This is a genomic window from Frankia gtarii (assembly GCF_025403375.1).
GTDB classification, from domain to species: Bacteria; Actinomycetota; Actinomycetes; order Frankiales; family Frankiaceae; genus Frankia; species Frankia gtarii.
Window position 1 is genome coordinate 44,798 of the sequence record NZ_JAMPTM010000011.1, and the last position, 14,359, is coordinate 59,156.

The 14,359-nt window shown below is 71.7% G+C and carries 15 protein-coding genes; 6 read left to right on the top strand and 9 right to left on the bottom strand.

All coding sequences use genetic code 11. From position 1 onward, the window contains the following. Positions 1-133: 133 nt before the first annotated feature. Positions 134-2,812, bottom strand: a complete 2,679-nt coding sequence (locus NBZ83_RS03760; protein ID WP_261574344.1) for an FAD/NAD(P)-binding protein — start codon at positions 2,810-2,812, stop codon at positions 134-136. A gap of 166 nt (positions 2,813-2,978) precedes the next feature. On the opposite strand from NBZ83_RS03760, the gene NBZ83_RS03765 reads away from it, so the two are divergent. Then, complete coding sequence (locus NBZ83_RS03765; protein ID WP_261574345.1) at positions 2,979-3,269, top strand: hypothetical protein; 291 nt, start codon at positions 2,979-2,981, stop codon at positions 3,267-3,269. Positions 3,270-3,424: 155 nt separating this feature from the next. Here the strand turns inward: NBZ83_RS03765 and NBZ83_RS03770 are convergent, their stop codons facing one another. Continuing rightward, on the bottom strand, positions 3,425-3,778 hold the full coding sequence (locus tag NBZ83_RS03770) for a VOC family protein (RefSeq protein ID WP_261555420.1): 354 nt from the start codon (positions 3,776-3,778) through the stop codon (positions 3,425-3,427). 305 nt (positions 3,779-4,083) lie between these two features. Between NBZ83_RS03770 and NBZ83_RS33635 the strand changes: the two genes are divergently transcribed. After that, positions 4,084-4,491: an FAD-dependent monooxygenase gene (locus NBZ83_RS33635; protein ID WP_261574346.1), complete on the top strand. Its 408-nt coding sequence runs from the start codon at positions 4,084-4,086 to the stop codon at positions 4,489-4,491. Here the strand turns inward: NBZ83_RS33635 and NBZ83_RS03780 are convergent. Further along, positions 4,470-5,207, bottom strand: coding sequence for an HAD family hydrolase (locus tag NBZ83_RS03780; RefSeq protein ID WP_261574347.1), 738 nt, complete (start codon positions 5,205-5,207; stop codon positions 4,470-4,472). The genes NBZ83_RS33635 and NBZ83_RS03780 overlap by 22 nt on opposite strands. 82 nt (positions 5,208-5,289) lie before the next feature. Further along, complete coding sequence (locus NBZ83_RS03785) at positions 5,290-6,471, bottom strand: macrolide family glycosyltransferase (RefSeq protein ID WP_261574348.1); 1,182 nt, start codon at positions 6,469-6,471, stop codon at positions 5,290-5,292. A gap of 229 nt (positions 6,472-6,700) precedes the next feature. On the opposite strand from NBZ83_RS03785, the gene NBZ83_RS03790 reads away from it, so the two are divergent. Continuing rightward, entirely contained in the window at positions 6,701-7,546 is an 846-nt protein-coding gene (locus NBZ83_RS03790) for a TIGR03620 family F420-dependent LLM class oxidoreductase (RefSeq protein WP_261567730.1), read from the top strand. Between the two features lie 190 nt (positions 7,547-7,736). Continuing rightward, entirely contained in the window at positions 7,737-8,729 is a 993-nt protein-coding gene (locus NBZ83_RS03795; RefSeq protein ID WP_261574349.1) for an SDR family NAD(P)-dependent oxidoreductase, read from the top strand. Between the two features lie 23 nt (positions 8,730-8,752). Here NBZ83_RS03795 and NBZ83_RS03800 read toward each other — a convergent pair whose 3' ends face one another. Together NBZ83_RS03800 and NBZ83_RS03805 are read right to left on the bottom strand one after the other, a co-directional pair. Further along, entirely contained in the window at positions 8,753-9,433 is a 681-nt protein-coding gene (locus NBZ83_RS03800; protein WP_261567728.1) for an HAD family hydrolase, read from the bottom strand. Continuing rightward, the gene (locus tag NBZ83_RS03805; RefSeq protein WP_261567726.1) at positions 9,430-9,807 is read right to left on the bottom strand and encodes a VOC family protein; all 378 of its coding nucleotides are present in this window, start codon (positions 9,805-9,807) and stop codon (positions 9,430-9,432) included. Before NBZ83_RS03805 ends, NBZ83_RS03800 begins: the two co-directional genes overlap by 4 nt. A 205-nt stretch (positions 9,808-10,012) precedes the next feature. On the opposite strand from NBZ83_RS03805, the gene NBZ83_RS03810 reads away from it, so the two are divergent. Further along, positions 10,013-10,378: a YybH family protein gene (locus NBZ83_RS03810; RefSeq protein WP_261567725.1), complete on the top strand. Its 366-nt coding sequence runs from the start codon at positions 10,013-10,015 to the stop codon at positions 10,376-10,378. 7 nt (positions 10,379-10,385) lie between these two features. On the opposite strand, the gene NBZ83_RS03815 is transcribed toward NBZ83_RS03810, so the two are convergent. Next, positions 10,386-10,871: a nuclear transport factor 2 family protein gene (locus NBZ83_RS03815; protein WP_261574350.1), complete on the bottom strand. Its 486-nt coding sequence runs from the start codon at positions 10,869-10,871 to the stop codon at positions 10,386-10,388. A gap of 136 nt (positions 10,872-11,007) precedes the next feature. On the opposite strand from NBZ83_RS03815, the gene NBZ83_RS03820 reads away from it, so the two are divergent. After that, complete coding sequence (locus NBZ83_RS03820) at positions 11,008-11,580, top strand: TetR/AcrR family transcriptional regulator (RefSeq protein ID WP_261567723.1); 573 nt, start codon at positions 11,008-11,010, stop codon at positions 11,578-11,580. Positions 11,581-11,907: 327 nt separating this feature from the next. Here the strand turns inward: NBZ83_RS03820 and NBZ83_RS03825 are convergent, their stop codons facing one another. Then, positions 11,908-12,525, bottom strand: a complete 618-nt coding sequence (locus tag NBZ83_RS03825; RefSeq protein ID WP_261574351.1) for a GNAT family N-acetyltransferase — start codon at positions 12,523-12,525, stop codon at positions 11,908-11,910. Further along, a complete protein-coding gene (locus tag NBZ83_RS03830) occupies positions 12,522-13,883 on the bottom strand; it encodes an NsdA family TPR-like regulatory protein (RefSeq protein ID WP_261567721.1) in 1,362 nt (453 codons plus the stop codon). The genes NBZ83_RS03825 and NBZ83_RS03830 overlap by 4 nt, the downstream gene beginning before the upstream one ends. Positions 13,884-14,359: the final 476 nt, after the last annotated feature.

Consider the following 14,359-nt stretch of genomic DNA (forward strand, 5'->3'; position numbering starts at 1 on the left):
GCTCAGACGGACTCTACGACGCGAGCCGGAGCCCGGGACCCCTACCGCGGGATCGCCCGCCTCATCCATCACGTTCACCGCCGGACCGGGTAGCGCGGCGGCGCCTCGCATCAGGCCGGCGGTGAGGTACCGGTCAATCGCCCGGTGACGAGCGCCCGGTTTGTTGGCCGGCGAGGAGCTGCGCACGGCGGTGGACGTCGCGGGGGGAGCAGCGGCGGGCGAGCCGAGTCTGTAGAAGCGACTGGGCGATGTCGGGCCGGTTGGCCTGGATGGCACAGTAGATCGTGGTGTCCTCGACGATCTCGCGTTGGGCGGCGCTGCCCCCGAGCCTGTCGACGCCGGGCAACGCGATCAGCGCGTCGGTCGCCCGGTCGGGATCACCGTGCAGGAGGTGCATCAGGGCGTCAGCCAGCGGCGCGACGGTGTCGGTGAACACCGCGCTGCTGCGGGCGGCCGCGGACCGGCGCAGTTGCGCGAGTCGGCGGCAGTCCCCCACGGCGGCGAGGGCGACCGCCGAGTGGAGCCCGACGAAAGGCGTCGGCGGATCGACGAGCAACGCGCTGGGAACGGTCTCCAACACCGGTCCGAGTTCCATCGACGTCCAGGCGCCGGCTGCGAAGCCGCGCCACAGCAGCGACGCCGAGTCGATCAGAGCCCGGACGCCGGAGACGGCCGGTGGCGAGAGCTGGGTTGAGAAACGCGCCCGGATCGCGTTGTCGTCACCGAGGGCGAGTTCGTGCAGGGCCGCGTGCCAGGAGAAGTGCGCCCGATGCGACGAGTCCGACCCGCAGGTCGAGATCCAGGCGTCCAACCAGGCCAGCCCCGCCTCATGGTCGCCGGTCTCGTAGTGGACGTGGGTTTTCGCGTGGACGGCGTGGCCGGCGGTCGGTTCGACGGCCAGCGCCAGCGCGGCGAGTTCGGCCGCCTCCTCCCAGTTCTCCTGCTCCTGGCGGGTGAAGGCGAGCAGCCCCCGGTACCACCAGTCGTCGCGGTAGACGGCGGCCAGGCCTTCGACCAGGGCCCAGGCCTCGGCCGGGATCTCCGTCGCGCCGCTGAACGCGATTGTCGGCACGGCGATGCTGACGGCCAGGGCGTCTTCCGGGTAGGCGTGGATGTAGCTGAGCAGTGCCGCGGCCGAACCGGCTCCCCCCGGCTCGCGGATGCGGGCGGCGACGACCTCGATGAAGCGCCGCTCACGCTCGTCGGCCCGGCCGGCGTGGCGTTGCGCGTTCCGCAGAGCCGTTTCCACGTCGACGTCGGCGCCCCACTCGGCACCGAGCAGCGCCAGCACCGCCTGCCCGAGGGCGAACTGGGGGTCGGCCGCGACCGCTTCGGCCACCAGCGTCTCGGCCCCGGACCGTACCCGCAGGATCCGTCCGAGCCCGGCGACATAGCGACCGGCCGCCTGCGGGCTGGCGGTGAGGGGCAGGCCGTAGGGGTCGCGCACCCGCCGGACGACCCGTGGCCCAGGCAGGGCAGCCACGATGGCGCGGGCGAGCGCGGCCGCCTGGCCGCGGATCTCGGGAATCGCCGTGCTCTCCCACAGCTCCCCCCGCCGCAACGGTCCAATGGCCCAGATCGCCGGCCGGGGCCCGTCGGCCGCGACCAGGCGCCCGGACGCCTCGGTGGCAAAACCCAGGTCCAGGCTGTCCGGGGTCGCCAGGCCGGCGGCGAGCAGGTTCATGACCAGGGGATCATGGCTGGTCCGCACGCCAGCGCCCGCACCGGTGCAGTTGACCACGGCCGCGGCGAGTACCCGAGAGCCGTCACTGAGCGAGACCTCGACGCCGGCCGCGGTGTCACAGGCGTCGACGACCTGCGCGGCGTGCACGACCAGCGATCCCTCGGCGCGGCGTTGCTCCAGCCAGGCGTGGATGGCGGGGTCGACGCGGTGCCGCACCTGGTCCCAGCGGCGCATCGTCGTGGCGACGAAACCCGACCGGGAAGCCGCGTCCAGGCGTGACCACAGCTCGGCCGTCACCGGGCGCATCGCGTCCACGGCCCGCCGCCAGTCGCCACCGGCCGCGCGAATGTGATCGAAGACAAGCCGACGGGCCCGGGCGAGGCTCACCGGTCCGTCGGGCAACTCCGGGGCGGCGAGCGGCGGCGCCGGGTCCACAGCGTGGGGCAGCGGAAGCAGCCCGTGACGCGAGGTCACATGCAGGCGCACGCCGGCCCGGCTCCAGCGCTGGGCCATGTCGGCCATGGTCAGACCCGAGCCGACGAGCAGCACGTCGCTGCCGGCCGGGACGCGAGGCTGGGAATCCGCCCGCCACGGATCGCCGACGAACCGCGGCGACCGGGCCAGCGCCGGCGGAGCCCACGACGTCGTCGCAGCGCCGTGTCCGAGCGCGAGGACGACGCCGTCGACCGGATGGCTGGTCCCGTCGTCGAGCGTCAGCCGCAGCCGGCGGCCGTGCCGGCGGACGTCCGTCGCGCGGGCGCACACCCGCTCGTAGCGCACCCCGCTCGCGGCGCGCAGCGCCTCCTCCAGGGTGTGGCGCAGGTAGTCGGCATAGAACTGGCGGGGCGCGAAACCCCCGGCGGGAAAGTCGACCGCGACGTGCCGACGAAGCCAGCGCAGGAAGTGCTGCGGGTCATCGTCGAATGCGCTCATCTTCGCGGCCGGGACATTGAGCCGATGCCGCGGATCTCTAGTCAGATACGCCAGGCCCTCGCCGACGTCGTCCGGTTCGACGAGCAATATCGTGAGCCTTCGGCCGGTAACCGCCACGGACCTTGCCAGCTGGGCGGCGGCGAGGCAACCACTTGCCCCGCCACCCACCACCGCGACGACCACCGGCGCACTCATCGGGACCGTCGACAGTATGTGTGCGGACACCTGGGCATAGAGATCTCCTCCCCGTCCATTTCGGTTGCCGTCAGGGTAAGCACAGGCGGGGCAGGCCGTGGCCCGGATCGACAGAACGTTGGGGTGGTTGTGTCGCTCAGCGGGGAGGCGCGGCGATCTGTACGCGGTGGCTGTCGTCGTCGGAGAGGAACGACACCGGTTCCTGCCCCGGCTCGGTCACGGTGATGCGGTCGGCTCGGGAGCAGCGGCGCAGCGGCGCAGCGGGGTGACGATCACGGTGCCGGCCAAAGGCACCGTGTCGCCGCCGCTTGTGGCCGCGGCCGAGCGGACCTGGCTGTGCTGGTGGCACCAGGTCAGGATTCCGGTCGGCCGGCGGGACCCGAGTGATGGCGAGGTCGTCGTGCGTCCAGACGGTGACCTACCGGGGCCTCACCTGGGCGGCATGGCCGCCTGCTGACGACGCTCACCTTGGGGTCGCACGCCATGGGAGAGCGGAAGGCTGTGGGGTGAGGTGGCTGAACGCCGTACGAGACCACGGCCGCGTCGCTGGTTGGCTTGATCGCTCCCACGCCGGCCGGTGTCCGGCCGGCGTGGGAGCGGATCGAATACGTGTCAGCGCTGAAGCGACTTGTAGAAGACCAGGCCGTTGCCCTTGTTGTCATACACCACGGCGCGGCGCTCGTGAGCGTCGTCGTAGGGGCCTTTCACGATGGCGCCGCCGTTCTCCTCGATCGCCTTCGCCGCGCCGTCGACGTCGTCGGTCTTGATGCCCACGACGACCTGGCCGTGTATGGGGTGATCGATCGCCGTGGCCAGGGCGAGGGTCACCGAGCCGCCGTCGAGAGCCGCGTAGTGGGCGCCGTCGCGGAACTTCAGCGGGAAGCCGAGGGTCTCGGTGTAGAACTTGATCGACTCCTCGAGATCGTCTGTCGACAGGACGATCATCCGTACCTGCTGGTCGCTCATGGGTGCCTCCTATGACCTGATCGGTTCGGAGACCCGCACCGGGATAGCGCCGAATCGGTGGGGTTCGTGGGTTCCGCGATTACTGGTACATCAACAACCTAGACCCTGTCAGCCGTAGCGGAGGCGGAGTCGCGGGCCGCGTCCAGCAGCCGGAAGGCCCGCGGGCCCGGTCCGGCATGTTTCTGCGGCAGACTCGCGTAACGGGGTCCACCCGGCCGAAGGACAGGACGGAGCCAGCCAGGATCGTGCCGCAGAATCTCCGGCGAAGCCAGAACCTGCGGACATCAGGGATTCACGAAACATGTGTGCTCGCGGGTGTGCGCCGCCGGACCGCGCGGAGCAGCTGGCCGAAAGGCAACCCCAAGATTCAGGACAGACACTTGGTGAACGGGCGGTTCATGATTGATGTGATCATTTTCGGTGGCGGACCGACCGGCCTGATGCTGGCCGGTGAGCTGCGGCTGCACGGCGTGCACGCGCTCGTGTCGGAGCGGTTCCTCGCGCTCGGCAGGCAGTATGCGGTCGGTGGTTTCTTCGCCGGCATCACCAGGTCGTGGTCCGACCGGCTGGACACCGCGCATTCGTACATCCTCGGCATCCTGCAGAACATCACCGAGCGTCTGCTGGCCGAGCGCTACGACGTCGGCGGCGAGCATCCGCTCGCCGGCTGCCGGCCGAGTTGGACGTTCGGTCAGGTGACGGTGTCGCCGTAGATGGTGTCGCCGTAGATGGTGTCGCCGTAGACGGCGGCGTGCAGGGCGGCCAGGTCGGTGAGGTCGGTCAGGACCGCGTCCGCGCCGGCGACCGCGAGGGTTTCCGCGGTGGTCGCGCCGGTGGCGACCCCGACCACCCGCACCCCGGCGTCCCGCGCGCCGCGGACGTCATGCGCGGTGTCCCCGACGACGACCACACGGGCCGGGACGAAGGTCACGCGGTGGGCCGACTCCGCCCGCCCGACGGCCAGGGCGACCAGCGCGGCCCGGTCGATGCCGTCGTCGCCGTAGCCACCGACGGCCAGGTCAAGCAGGTCGGTCAACTCGCAGCAGGCGAGTTTGAGCCGGGCGATGGACGGCAGGTTGCCGGTGACCACCGACTGCACGACGCCGTCGCGCGCCAGGCTCTCGACGGCCGCCCGCGCGCCGGGCAGGACCCGGCCGGTCCGGCGCAGCCGATCGTCGAGCGCGACGGCCGCGGCCGGTAGCGCCGCGTAGAACGCCGGCAGCAGTGACTCCGGCCGGTCGATCCCGTTCAGCCGCAGGGTGTCGACGACGATGGCCCGGTCGGTGCGGCCGGCGAGGTCGGCGACGCGGGCCACGGGCCGGCCGGTCACCTCCTGGAAGGCTCGGGCGTGGAGCTCGCGGCCGAGCCCCGGAAACGACACCAGCGTGTGATCGACATCCCACAGGATCAGCGCAGGTTCGGCGGGCATCCGCGCACGATCTCACACCGCCGGTTCGCCGCACTTCGCCGGTTCGCCGCACTTCGCTGGTTCGCCGAACTTCGACGGTTCGTCAGGGTAGGAACGATTCGACGGCGTCGGCGGCGGCCTCGATCCCGCCGTCAGCGCGTAGCACGGCCCGGATTTCCGCCAGCCGGCCGGCGATCTCGGCGCGGGAAGCGGCGGACTCGACGGCGGCGCGCAGCAGCGGCGGGCTGACCCGGTTGGCGGCGAGCTGCTCGCCGACGCCGAGGGCGGCGAGGATCGCGGCGTTGCCGAACTGCTCGGCGGCCAGTGGGATCGCGACCGTCGGGACGCCGAACCACAGCGATTCCACGCAGCTGCCCATCCCCGCGTGGGTGACGAACGCCGACGCCGCCGCGAGCACCGCGAGCTGGTCGACGCTGCGGTGCGCCTCGACGTTGGCGGGCAGCGGGCCGAGCGCGGCGGGGTCGACGCGGCGGCCGAGCGCCATGACCACGTGCCAGTCGGTGCCGGCGAACGCCTCGGCGGCGGCCCGGTAGATGTCCGGCCGGTCGTTGTAGACGGTGCCCAGCGACACCAGCAGCACCCGCCCGGCGCCCGGCGGCGCGGTCCATGCCCGTTCGGCGAGCCGCGCGGGGTCCAGACACGGGCCGACGTGGCGCACGCCCGGCCGGACCCGGTCCAGGTGCGGCTGCAGCATCGGGGGGATCAGCGACACGGCGGGCCGGTCGGCGCCCAGCCATTCCCAGGGGTCGCGGTCGATGCCGAAGTCGTGCAGCCAGCTGGCGAACGCCGCGTGGTACTCCTTGCCCGGCACGCAGGTGCGCAGCGCCGTCAGGGCCTCGGCGTTGTCCTGCTCGAAGCCGTCCCACGGCACCCACGTCGGGGACAGCAGCACCGCGGGAACGTTGCACCGGGCGGCGAGCACCGGCCCCGCCTGCGCGGCGACGTCGTGGATCAGCAGATCCGGCCGGTCGTCGTCGAAATGGCGGGCGAGTGCGGGCAGGGTGGTGACGGCCTCGGTCAGCAGCATCCGGGTGACGAGTTCCGCGGCCGGGTTGTCCGGCCAGTCCCCGTCCTCGGCGGGCAGCGTCGAGGGGTAGGTGACGGGCCGGGCGCCGGTGGGCTCCACCAGCCCGGCGAGCCGGTCGCCGACGGCGTAGCTGAGCCGGTGGCCGCGGCGGACGAGCTCGGCGATGACGCCGAGCGAGGGGTAGATGTGACTCGGCGTGGTGGTGCCGATCATGGCGATGTGTCGCGGGGTGCGCATCGTGTCCTGCCGTTCAGCATCGTCTGGTGATCGCCGGTGACCTCGTCGAGGCGGAGCGCGTCGTTGCCGGATTCGGGCGCGTCCATCCCGTTGTCGCCTGGGCCGGTCCGCAGGTTGCCTCCCGACCCGGAAGGGGCGCCCGGTACGGGGGGTGCCCGGCGGGCTGCGGGTGGGCGACCGAGCGGTCACCTGCCGGAACAAGCCTGCGCACCGGTGGGTTTCCTGATCCATGAGCAGCCTCGGCACCATCGGCACCATCGGTATCGCGAGTTCGACCATCGCCTCCAGCACGGACACCGGCGCCGCCGTCACCGCGGCCGCCGAGGTCGAAGGGCTCGGCTATGCGACGTTGTGGCTGCCCGGCGGCCAGGGCAACAATGTCACCCTCGTCGAGCAGGTCGTGCGGGGGACGGACAGCCTGCTCGTCGCCAACGGCATCCTGTCCGTCGACCAGGTCCCCGCCGCCGAGGTCGCGGCGACCTACGCGGCGCTCGCCGCCGACCATCCTGGCCGCTACCTTGCCGGCCTCGGCGGCGCGCACGGCGCGCATCCGCTGGACACCCTTGGCGCCTACCTCGACGAGCTCGACGCCGCGCAGCCCGCGGTGCCGGCCGACGGGCGCATCCTCGCTGCCCTCGGGCCTGCCATGCTCCGCCTCGCCCGCGACCGCGCGGCCGGGGCGTACCCCTACCTCGTCACCCCGCAGTACGTCACCGACGCGCGCGCCGTCCTCGGCCCAGACCGGACGCTGGCCGTGCTCGTCACCGTCATTCCCGACCGCGACCCGGCCGCCGCGCGGGGCGCCGCCCGCGAGTCGATCCGCTTCCTGACCACCGTCCCCGGCTACGCCCGCAACCTGGCCCGGATGGGCTTCACCACCGACGACGTCGCCGACCTCAGCGACCGGCTCATCGACCAGGTCACGGTGTGGGGAGACCTGGAGACCATCGGTAAGCGGGTGGCCGAGTACCGCTCCGCCGGCGCGGACCAGGTCGTGCTCCAGGTCAACGACGCGATCGGCGGCGAGCCGGAGTCCACCTGGTGGCGCCGCCTCGCCGACGTCCTGCTCCACTGACCCGCCGGCGGCCTACCCGGTCGGCCAGCCCCGCCGCTGCGCGCCGCCCGGCTGGGAGACGTCGGGCTGGGAGACGTCGGGCTGGGAGACGTCGGGCGAGGCCTGGCTGTGCCGGGCGGTGGGCTCTCTGGATACTGGGCATCCTCGTTTCTGGTCGAACGTGGTCGAACCTGGTCGAAGGAGTCCATCCGTGCCGTCCCCGTTACCTCCCTACCGGTTCGTCGCCGGAACCGCCGTCGTGACCGGCGCCGCGAGTGGCATGGGGGAGGAGATGGCCTACGGACTGGCCGGGCGCGGCAGCAACCTGGTGCTGCTCGATCGCGACGCACCGCGCCTGGAGGCCGTGGCCGCCAGGATCTGTGCCCGCCAGCCACAGCTGCTGGTCGATTCCCTGACCGTCGATCTCGCCGACGTCGATGCCGTCGATGCCGCGGCGGCCCGTGTCCTGGCCGCCCATCCCGAGGTGACACTGCTGGTCAACAACGCCGGCGTCGCGTTCGGCGGCGGCTTCGAACACCTCACGCTGGAGGAGTTCGACTGGGTGATGGCCGTCAACTTCCGCGCGCCCGTGCGGCTCACCCGTCTGCTCCTGCCGGCCCTGCTCGCCAGTCCGGGCAGCCACATCGTCAACGTCTCGAGCCTGTTCGGGCTCATCGGACCACCCGGCCAGACGGCGTACTCGGCGAGCAAGTTCGCCGTCCGCGGCTTCACCGACGCTCTGCGCCACGAGCTGGCCGGCCGGGTCGGCGTCACGGCCGTGTTCCCCGGGGGGGTTCGCACCCGACTCGCCGAGACGGCACGGGTGGCGGGGGACGTGCCGAGCGACGAGGCGGAGGCGGGCCGGCGGGACTTCGCGAAACTGTTGAGCTACCCGGCCGACGCCGCCGCCCGGGAGATCCTCGCCGCGGTCGAGGCCCGCAAGGCCCGAGTGATCATCACGCGCCAGGCCAGGACGGTCGACGCCGTCGCCCGCCTCTTTCCGGCGTCCCATATGGCGATCTTCGAGTATCTGCTCACTCGCGCCGCCCGCATGGCCGCCCCGGGACGCGCCGTCACCGGCAGTCGGGCGACCACCGGCAGTCGGGCGACCACCGGCCGACGGGCGACCACCGGCCGACGGGCGACCACCGGCCGACGGGCGACCACCGGCCGACGGGCGACCACCGGCCGACGGGCGCCGTAACCCGGGGCCCACGACGTCTGGGCTCACCGGACCAGCTCCCCGACCGATGCGAGGTCCGTGACCTCGGCGGTGAGGGACGCCCATGCCGGACGGTGCCGGCGTCTGCGGTTCACCCAGACGACGGGAATGCCGAGCGCGTTCGCGCCGGCCACGTCGGCGGTGAGCGAATCGCCTACGTGCCAGGCCTCGCCCGGTGCGAGGCCGAGGTGGTCGAGCGCGAGCCGGAACGGTTCCGGCCGCGGCTTGTAGGCCCGTGCCTGTTCGCTCGTGACGACTGCGTCCACCCGGAGTCCGTGGGCGTCGATCGCCGCGTCGAGATCGGCGCGGTCGATGTTCGAGACAAGGCAGACCGGCACGCCGATCTCCGCCAGGAAGGCCGCGGCGTCGGGGAGGAGCGCGGGTCGTCGCCAGTAGTCGAACAGTCGCCGGCTGAGTGGTTCCTCGTCGGCGTCCGAGCCGAAGCGCTGGATCGTGTCCCGCAACGACCGGCGCTCCAGCTCTCGCTGGGTGGCGAACGCGGGGCCCGCCGCGGCCGCGCACAGCCGGGCGAAGACATCCGACCAGTGTCGGCCGATCGCGGCCGGGTCGTCTACGCGGGCTGTCGCGGTCCGCTGGATGCTGCGGCAGACCGCGGCCACCACGTCGTCGTCCTCGGCCACGACGGTGCCGTAGAAGTCGAGCAGGATCGCGCGCGGTCGGTTCATCCGCCGGCGGGAGTGAGGATCTCCAGGAAATGACCGGACGGGTCGGGGAAGTACACGCCGCGGCCGCCGCCTCGATGGTAGATCTCACCGGGGTGTTGCCGAGTGGGGTCGGCCCAGTAGTCGATGTCGGCCCGCCGGATCCGATCGAAGATCGCGTCGAATTCCGGTTCGGAGACGAGGAAGGCATAGTGCTGCGCGGTGATGGTCGGCTCGTCGCTGGTGGCGAAGTCGAGCGTGACGCCGTTGCCGGTGGCCACGGGCAGGAACGGGCCGGTCGGCGCCCCGACGGACAGGCCCAGGATGTCGGCCAGGAACTCGGCGGATTCGCGCCGGTCCCGGGCGACGACGATGGTGTGGTTGAGCTCGACGGGCATCGTGCACCACCTCCGTCCACCAGTATCCACCCGAGCCTCCGGCACCATCAGCTCTGGTTCTAGATCGCATACGGATCATCTGTTGGACGTCTGCCTACCGGGCCGGCGATCCTGGACAGGCCGGCGATCCTGGACGGGCCGGCGATCCTGGAACTGCCACACACCGGTACGGACCAGAACCAGGACTCCCCACGGAGGTGGACACATGTCGGAACGCGACAAGGCCTGGCAGCCCGAGGACATCACCCGGCTGTTCGTCGAGCGGGTCAACGCCCGCGACGCCGAGGGCATCGCGGCGCTCTACGAACCGGACGCGGTAATGGCCTACCCGCCGGGCAGCGTGACAGTGGGCCGCGAGGCCATCCGCGCCTTCTGGGCGACGGCACTGCCGCACCTGCCGCCGTTCGAACAGGAGGCGCCCCTGCCGACCCTGGCCAGCGGCGACATCGCCCTGACCTCGACCCCGCCGAAGGACGGCGCCGGCGCCCGCGCCCAGGTGGTGCGCCGTCAGCCGGACGGTTCCTGGCTGCGGCTGATCGACCAGCCGGAGTTCACGTCCCCGTCTGCCTGAGGCACGGTCAGGCCGCGAGGGCCGCGGCAAGCTCGTCGAGCCGGCCGAACGCCCGGGCGAACCCGACGGCGTCGGTGTAGTCGCGGGACTCGACGATCTGCCCGTCGCGCACCCGCAGCACGAAGATGCACGCGACGTCGAAGTCGTCGGCGTCGGCGTGGGCGTCGGCGTCGGCGTGGGCGTGGGCGTGGCCGACATAGCGGAACTCGCCGATGACGACCTCCGGGTCGGCGGTGGCGTGCACCGTCCGGCCGACCGCGGCGAAGCTCTCAACCCCGTCGGTCGTCGCCGTCGCCGCGCCGAAGTGCCGACGCAGGTCGTCGCGGGTACGCAGCGGCTCGGCCGGAAACGGGGCGAACGGATGGCGGACGTCGGTGTGCTCGGCGTACAGCGCGACCAGCCGATCGAGCTGGGAGCGGTCGCCGAGTACGAGCCGCGGCACCGCGTCGGCGAGCGCGTGGAAGACCTCGGCGGGCGTGGCGACAGTTGTCATCGGTGCCTCCGGTGGCAGAAACGAAGTGATGACTTCGGATCCTAACCGAAGTGGCCGCTTCGTTTACACCGCCGCGGTGACGACGAGTGATACGACGGACGGCGGGGGGCCGATGTCGGGTGAAGGGTGGTCGCGGATGCGGGTGGACGCCCGGCTGAACCGCGAGCGCATCCTCGTCGCCGCCGAGGAGGTGTTCGGCGAGCTCGGCGCGCAGGCATCGACGGAGGAGGTGGCCCGGCGGGCCGGGGTGGGCGTCGCGACAGTGTTCCGCCACTTCCCCACCAAGGCCGACCTCGTCGAGGCGACGCTGGTCCGGCATTTCGACGACCTCGTCGCGCACGCGCGCACGCTCGTGGCCGCGCCCGCGCCGGGTCCGGCGCTCGCCGAGCTGGTGACCGCGATGATCGAGCGGGGTGCGACGAAGGTGACGCTGGCGAACCTGCTCGGGGTCCCCGACCAGCTCCCCCCGGGCGCGGCGGGCGCGGCCCGCCGGCTGCGCGACGCCGTCGACGCCGTGTTGCGCCGCGCGCAGGACGCGGGGGTGGCTCGCGCGGACGTCTCCGTCGACGAGCTCTACTTTCTGGTGCGGGGCCTGACCCAGGCGGCGGCCGCGCTGCCCGTGCCCACCGCGGTCAGTCGCGGCGCGGTCGCGGTCGTCCTGGCCGGCCTTGCCGCGGGGCCCGGCAGCGGCTCCTCGTCGCGCAGGTAGGCCGAACCGCGGGGTTGGCTGCCTGAGGCTGGGGCGACCGCCGTTGCTCGGGGGTCTGTCTGCCTGCCCGCCGGCCTGCTTGCCTGCCTGCGTGGGTGACCGTTGGTTCGTGGGTGACCGTTGGCTACGGTGGCGGCCCGGGCCCGGTGGTGATCCGGGGCCCGGCCACCGCTCTTGTCGCGTTGCGTGGTGTCCCGTTGTGTTTCGCTGCGTTGTGTTCGCGGTGCTCGTATGTCGGTGCTCGCGTGGCGGTGTTCGCGGTGTTCGCGATGTTCGCGGTGCTCGGGTGTCGGTGCTCGTGTGGTCGGCGCCTCGGATGTCGAGTTGTCAGCGCGCGTTCTGCCTGCCCTGCGCGGGCACGGCGGGCAGGCCGCGCAGGGCGGCGGTCCAGTCAGCCTGGCTGATCGTGTGGACGGCATGGTCCTCGCCGTGGATGAACTCCAGGCGCTTCGGGGTCATGCCGAGCCGTTCGGCGACGCGGACCGACGCGGTGTTGTCCGACAGGATGACCGCGACGACCTCGTCGAGGTCGGGCCGCTGCGCGAAGGCCCAGCCGATGGCGGCGCTGGCCGCCTCGCGCGCGTAGCCCCGGTCCCAGCGGTCGCGGCGGATGAACCAGCCGGCCTCGACGCCGGGCCGGCTGGCCTCGACGCCGGGCCGGCCGGCCTCGGTCCACAGCAGCCCGGCCCGCCCGACGAGCGAACCGGTCGATCGTTCCACGGCGGCCCAGGGGCCCACGCCGGTCAGCGCCCAGCAGCCGATGTTGCCGGCCATCGCAGGCCACACGCTGTCCGGATCGGATCGTCCACCGATGTAGCGGGTGAACTCGGGATCGGACCAGATCTCGACGAAACCGGGAATGTCGGCATTATCGAGCGGACGCAGAACGAGGCGCTTCGTGGTGAGTGTCGGAATGGCCGTTACGGCCGCCTCTTTCGTCGTCATACCGGCGTTCCGGCCGGCAGCGTCCGGCACGCCTCGAGAAAGGAGGAAACCGCGGGCAGCCGATGATGTTCCGGAGAAAACGACGAGGCGCACTGCCGCAGTCGAGCTTTCACGGTGTGCGTCAGTTCCGCCGGCGCAGACGACATTACCGCCATGGCGATCCGGGCCGCTTCCTCGGGTTCCGCGTCGGGACCGAGGAGATGTTGCGAGGCGTCGGACATCGAGGCGTGATGTGATTCCTCGACGGTGAAGTCGGCGCCCCTTCGCCGGTAACCGGCGACCGCGATCGGCGCCCATTCACGGGCCATGTCGGCGTCGCCCATCGTGATAGCCACTCCGGATCGGAACATGGCAACCGCCGCCGGACCGACCGGAGTTTCTCCCGGCATCGGTGCCATCGTGCAGGACGCCGCCTCCATCCGGTTCAGCGCGCGCCGGGCGTTGTCGTTGTCGCCCGCCTTCGCGTAGGCCCGCGCCTCGTAGGCGGCCATTCTCGCGTCCATGTACGGGTGGTTCACATGGCGGACGATGCTCAGCGCGGCAATGGCCTGGCGATAGCGCTGTGTGTGATAAGCGATAGAGCTCTGCAGGGCCGCGACCGACATGATGAGAACGGGCTCATTGATCTCGTTCGCGTACGTTCCGGCGAGGCCGGCGAACCGGCGGGCGGAACGGAAGTCATCCGTGTTGAAGGCCAGCCGGCCGAGGAAGTAGGTGAGCTGGCCGCCGATCAACGTCACCCGGCTGCGGGTGCTCGCGGACATCCGGCCGTCGAGGATCGCCTCGATCTGCTTCCAGCGCCCGGCCACCTCGCCGAGCAGGGCGGCGTGCGGGGCCGAGCCGTAGACCTGCGCGATCTCGTCGACGTCGGACTCCAGCTCGTCGAGCGTGCGGTCGGAGGCGCTGCCGATCTCGATGCGCTGCCGGGTGGAGACCGCCAGCGCGGACAGGGCGGGCAGCGCGGGTAGAGCCGCGAACTCTCGCCGGTTCGTGGAAATCACCCCTTGATCGATTGTCCGTGCACCATTGGCTACGAGCATCCCCTCCGGTGCCGGAACGTATTCATCGGTCGGTTTTCTCATCGGAGGCACGACGCCGAGGCGTCGCGCCCGCTTTTCCCGGTCGGCGACGTCACGCAGCCGCCTAATCGCCCCCCCGCAGGGGAGAACGACATCCAGGGCATCGGAGAGGTCCGGTGAAGGTACCTCCCGACCGTTGACCGCCCGAGATACCTGCTGCCTTTTGAATCCCGTCCTTTCTGCCAGCCTGCTGATGTTGGTCTCGTTATCTCCGATCAAAGACTGGAGCATGTCTGCCAGCTGGTCCAGCGCATCATTGCGTTGCCGTTCAGCCTCCACCGTCAACCTCCGGGCCGCATCCGTATCGAGGGGCGCAACAAGCCGTTGCGTGACAAGCACCTATCTGTTGCACTCTGTCGCTGAGCTGGGGACGAAGTGTGTCATGGCACCTACCCAGGCACGTCCGGGCCACCCAGGTGGGTACCGCGGGAGTGCCCCCGGCACCGGTGATCCGGTTAACGCCGTTTCGAGGAGGTTTCGTGACACCATCGAGCCCTTCGGCAGGAATACCGAGTTCCGTATCCCCTCCCCTCGAGGGCCAAGAGGTTGTGCACGCCACATCGCGGACCCCCGATGGGGGTCATTCGGTCTCGACTCTGCCGGGGTCTACCCGGGATGGGGGGGACATTCCTCCGAATCTGGCTCACACGGGTGGTGCGATGGGACCTTGGTCCCGGTACCGGTGGCACCCCGACAACCGATGTGCTCCCTGCGCACCGACCACTCGGGCCCCCCGCCCCACCCCGATTCGGGTA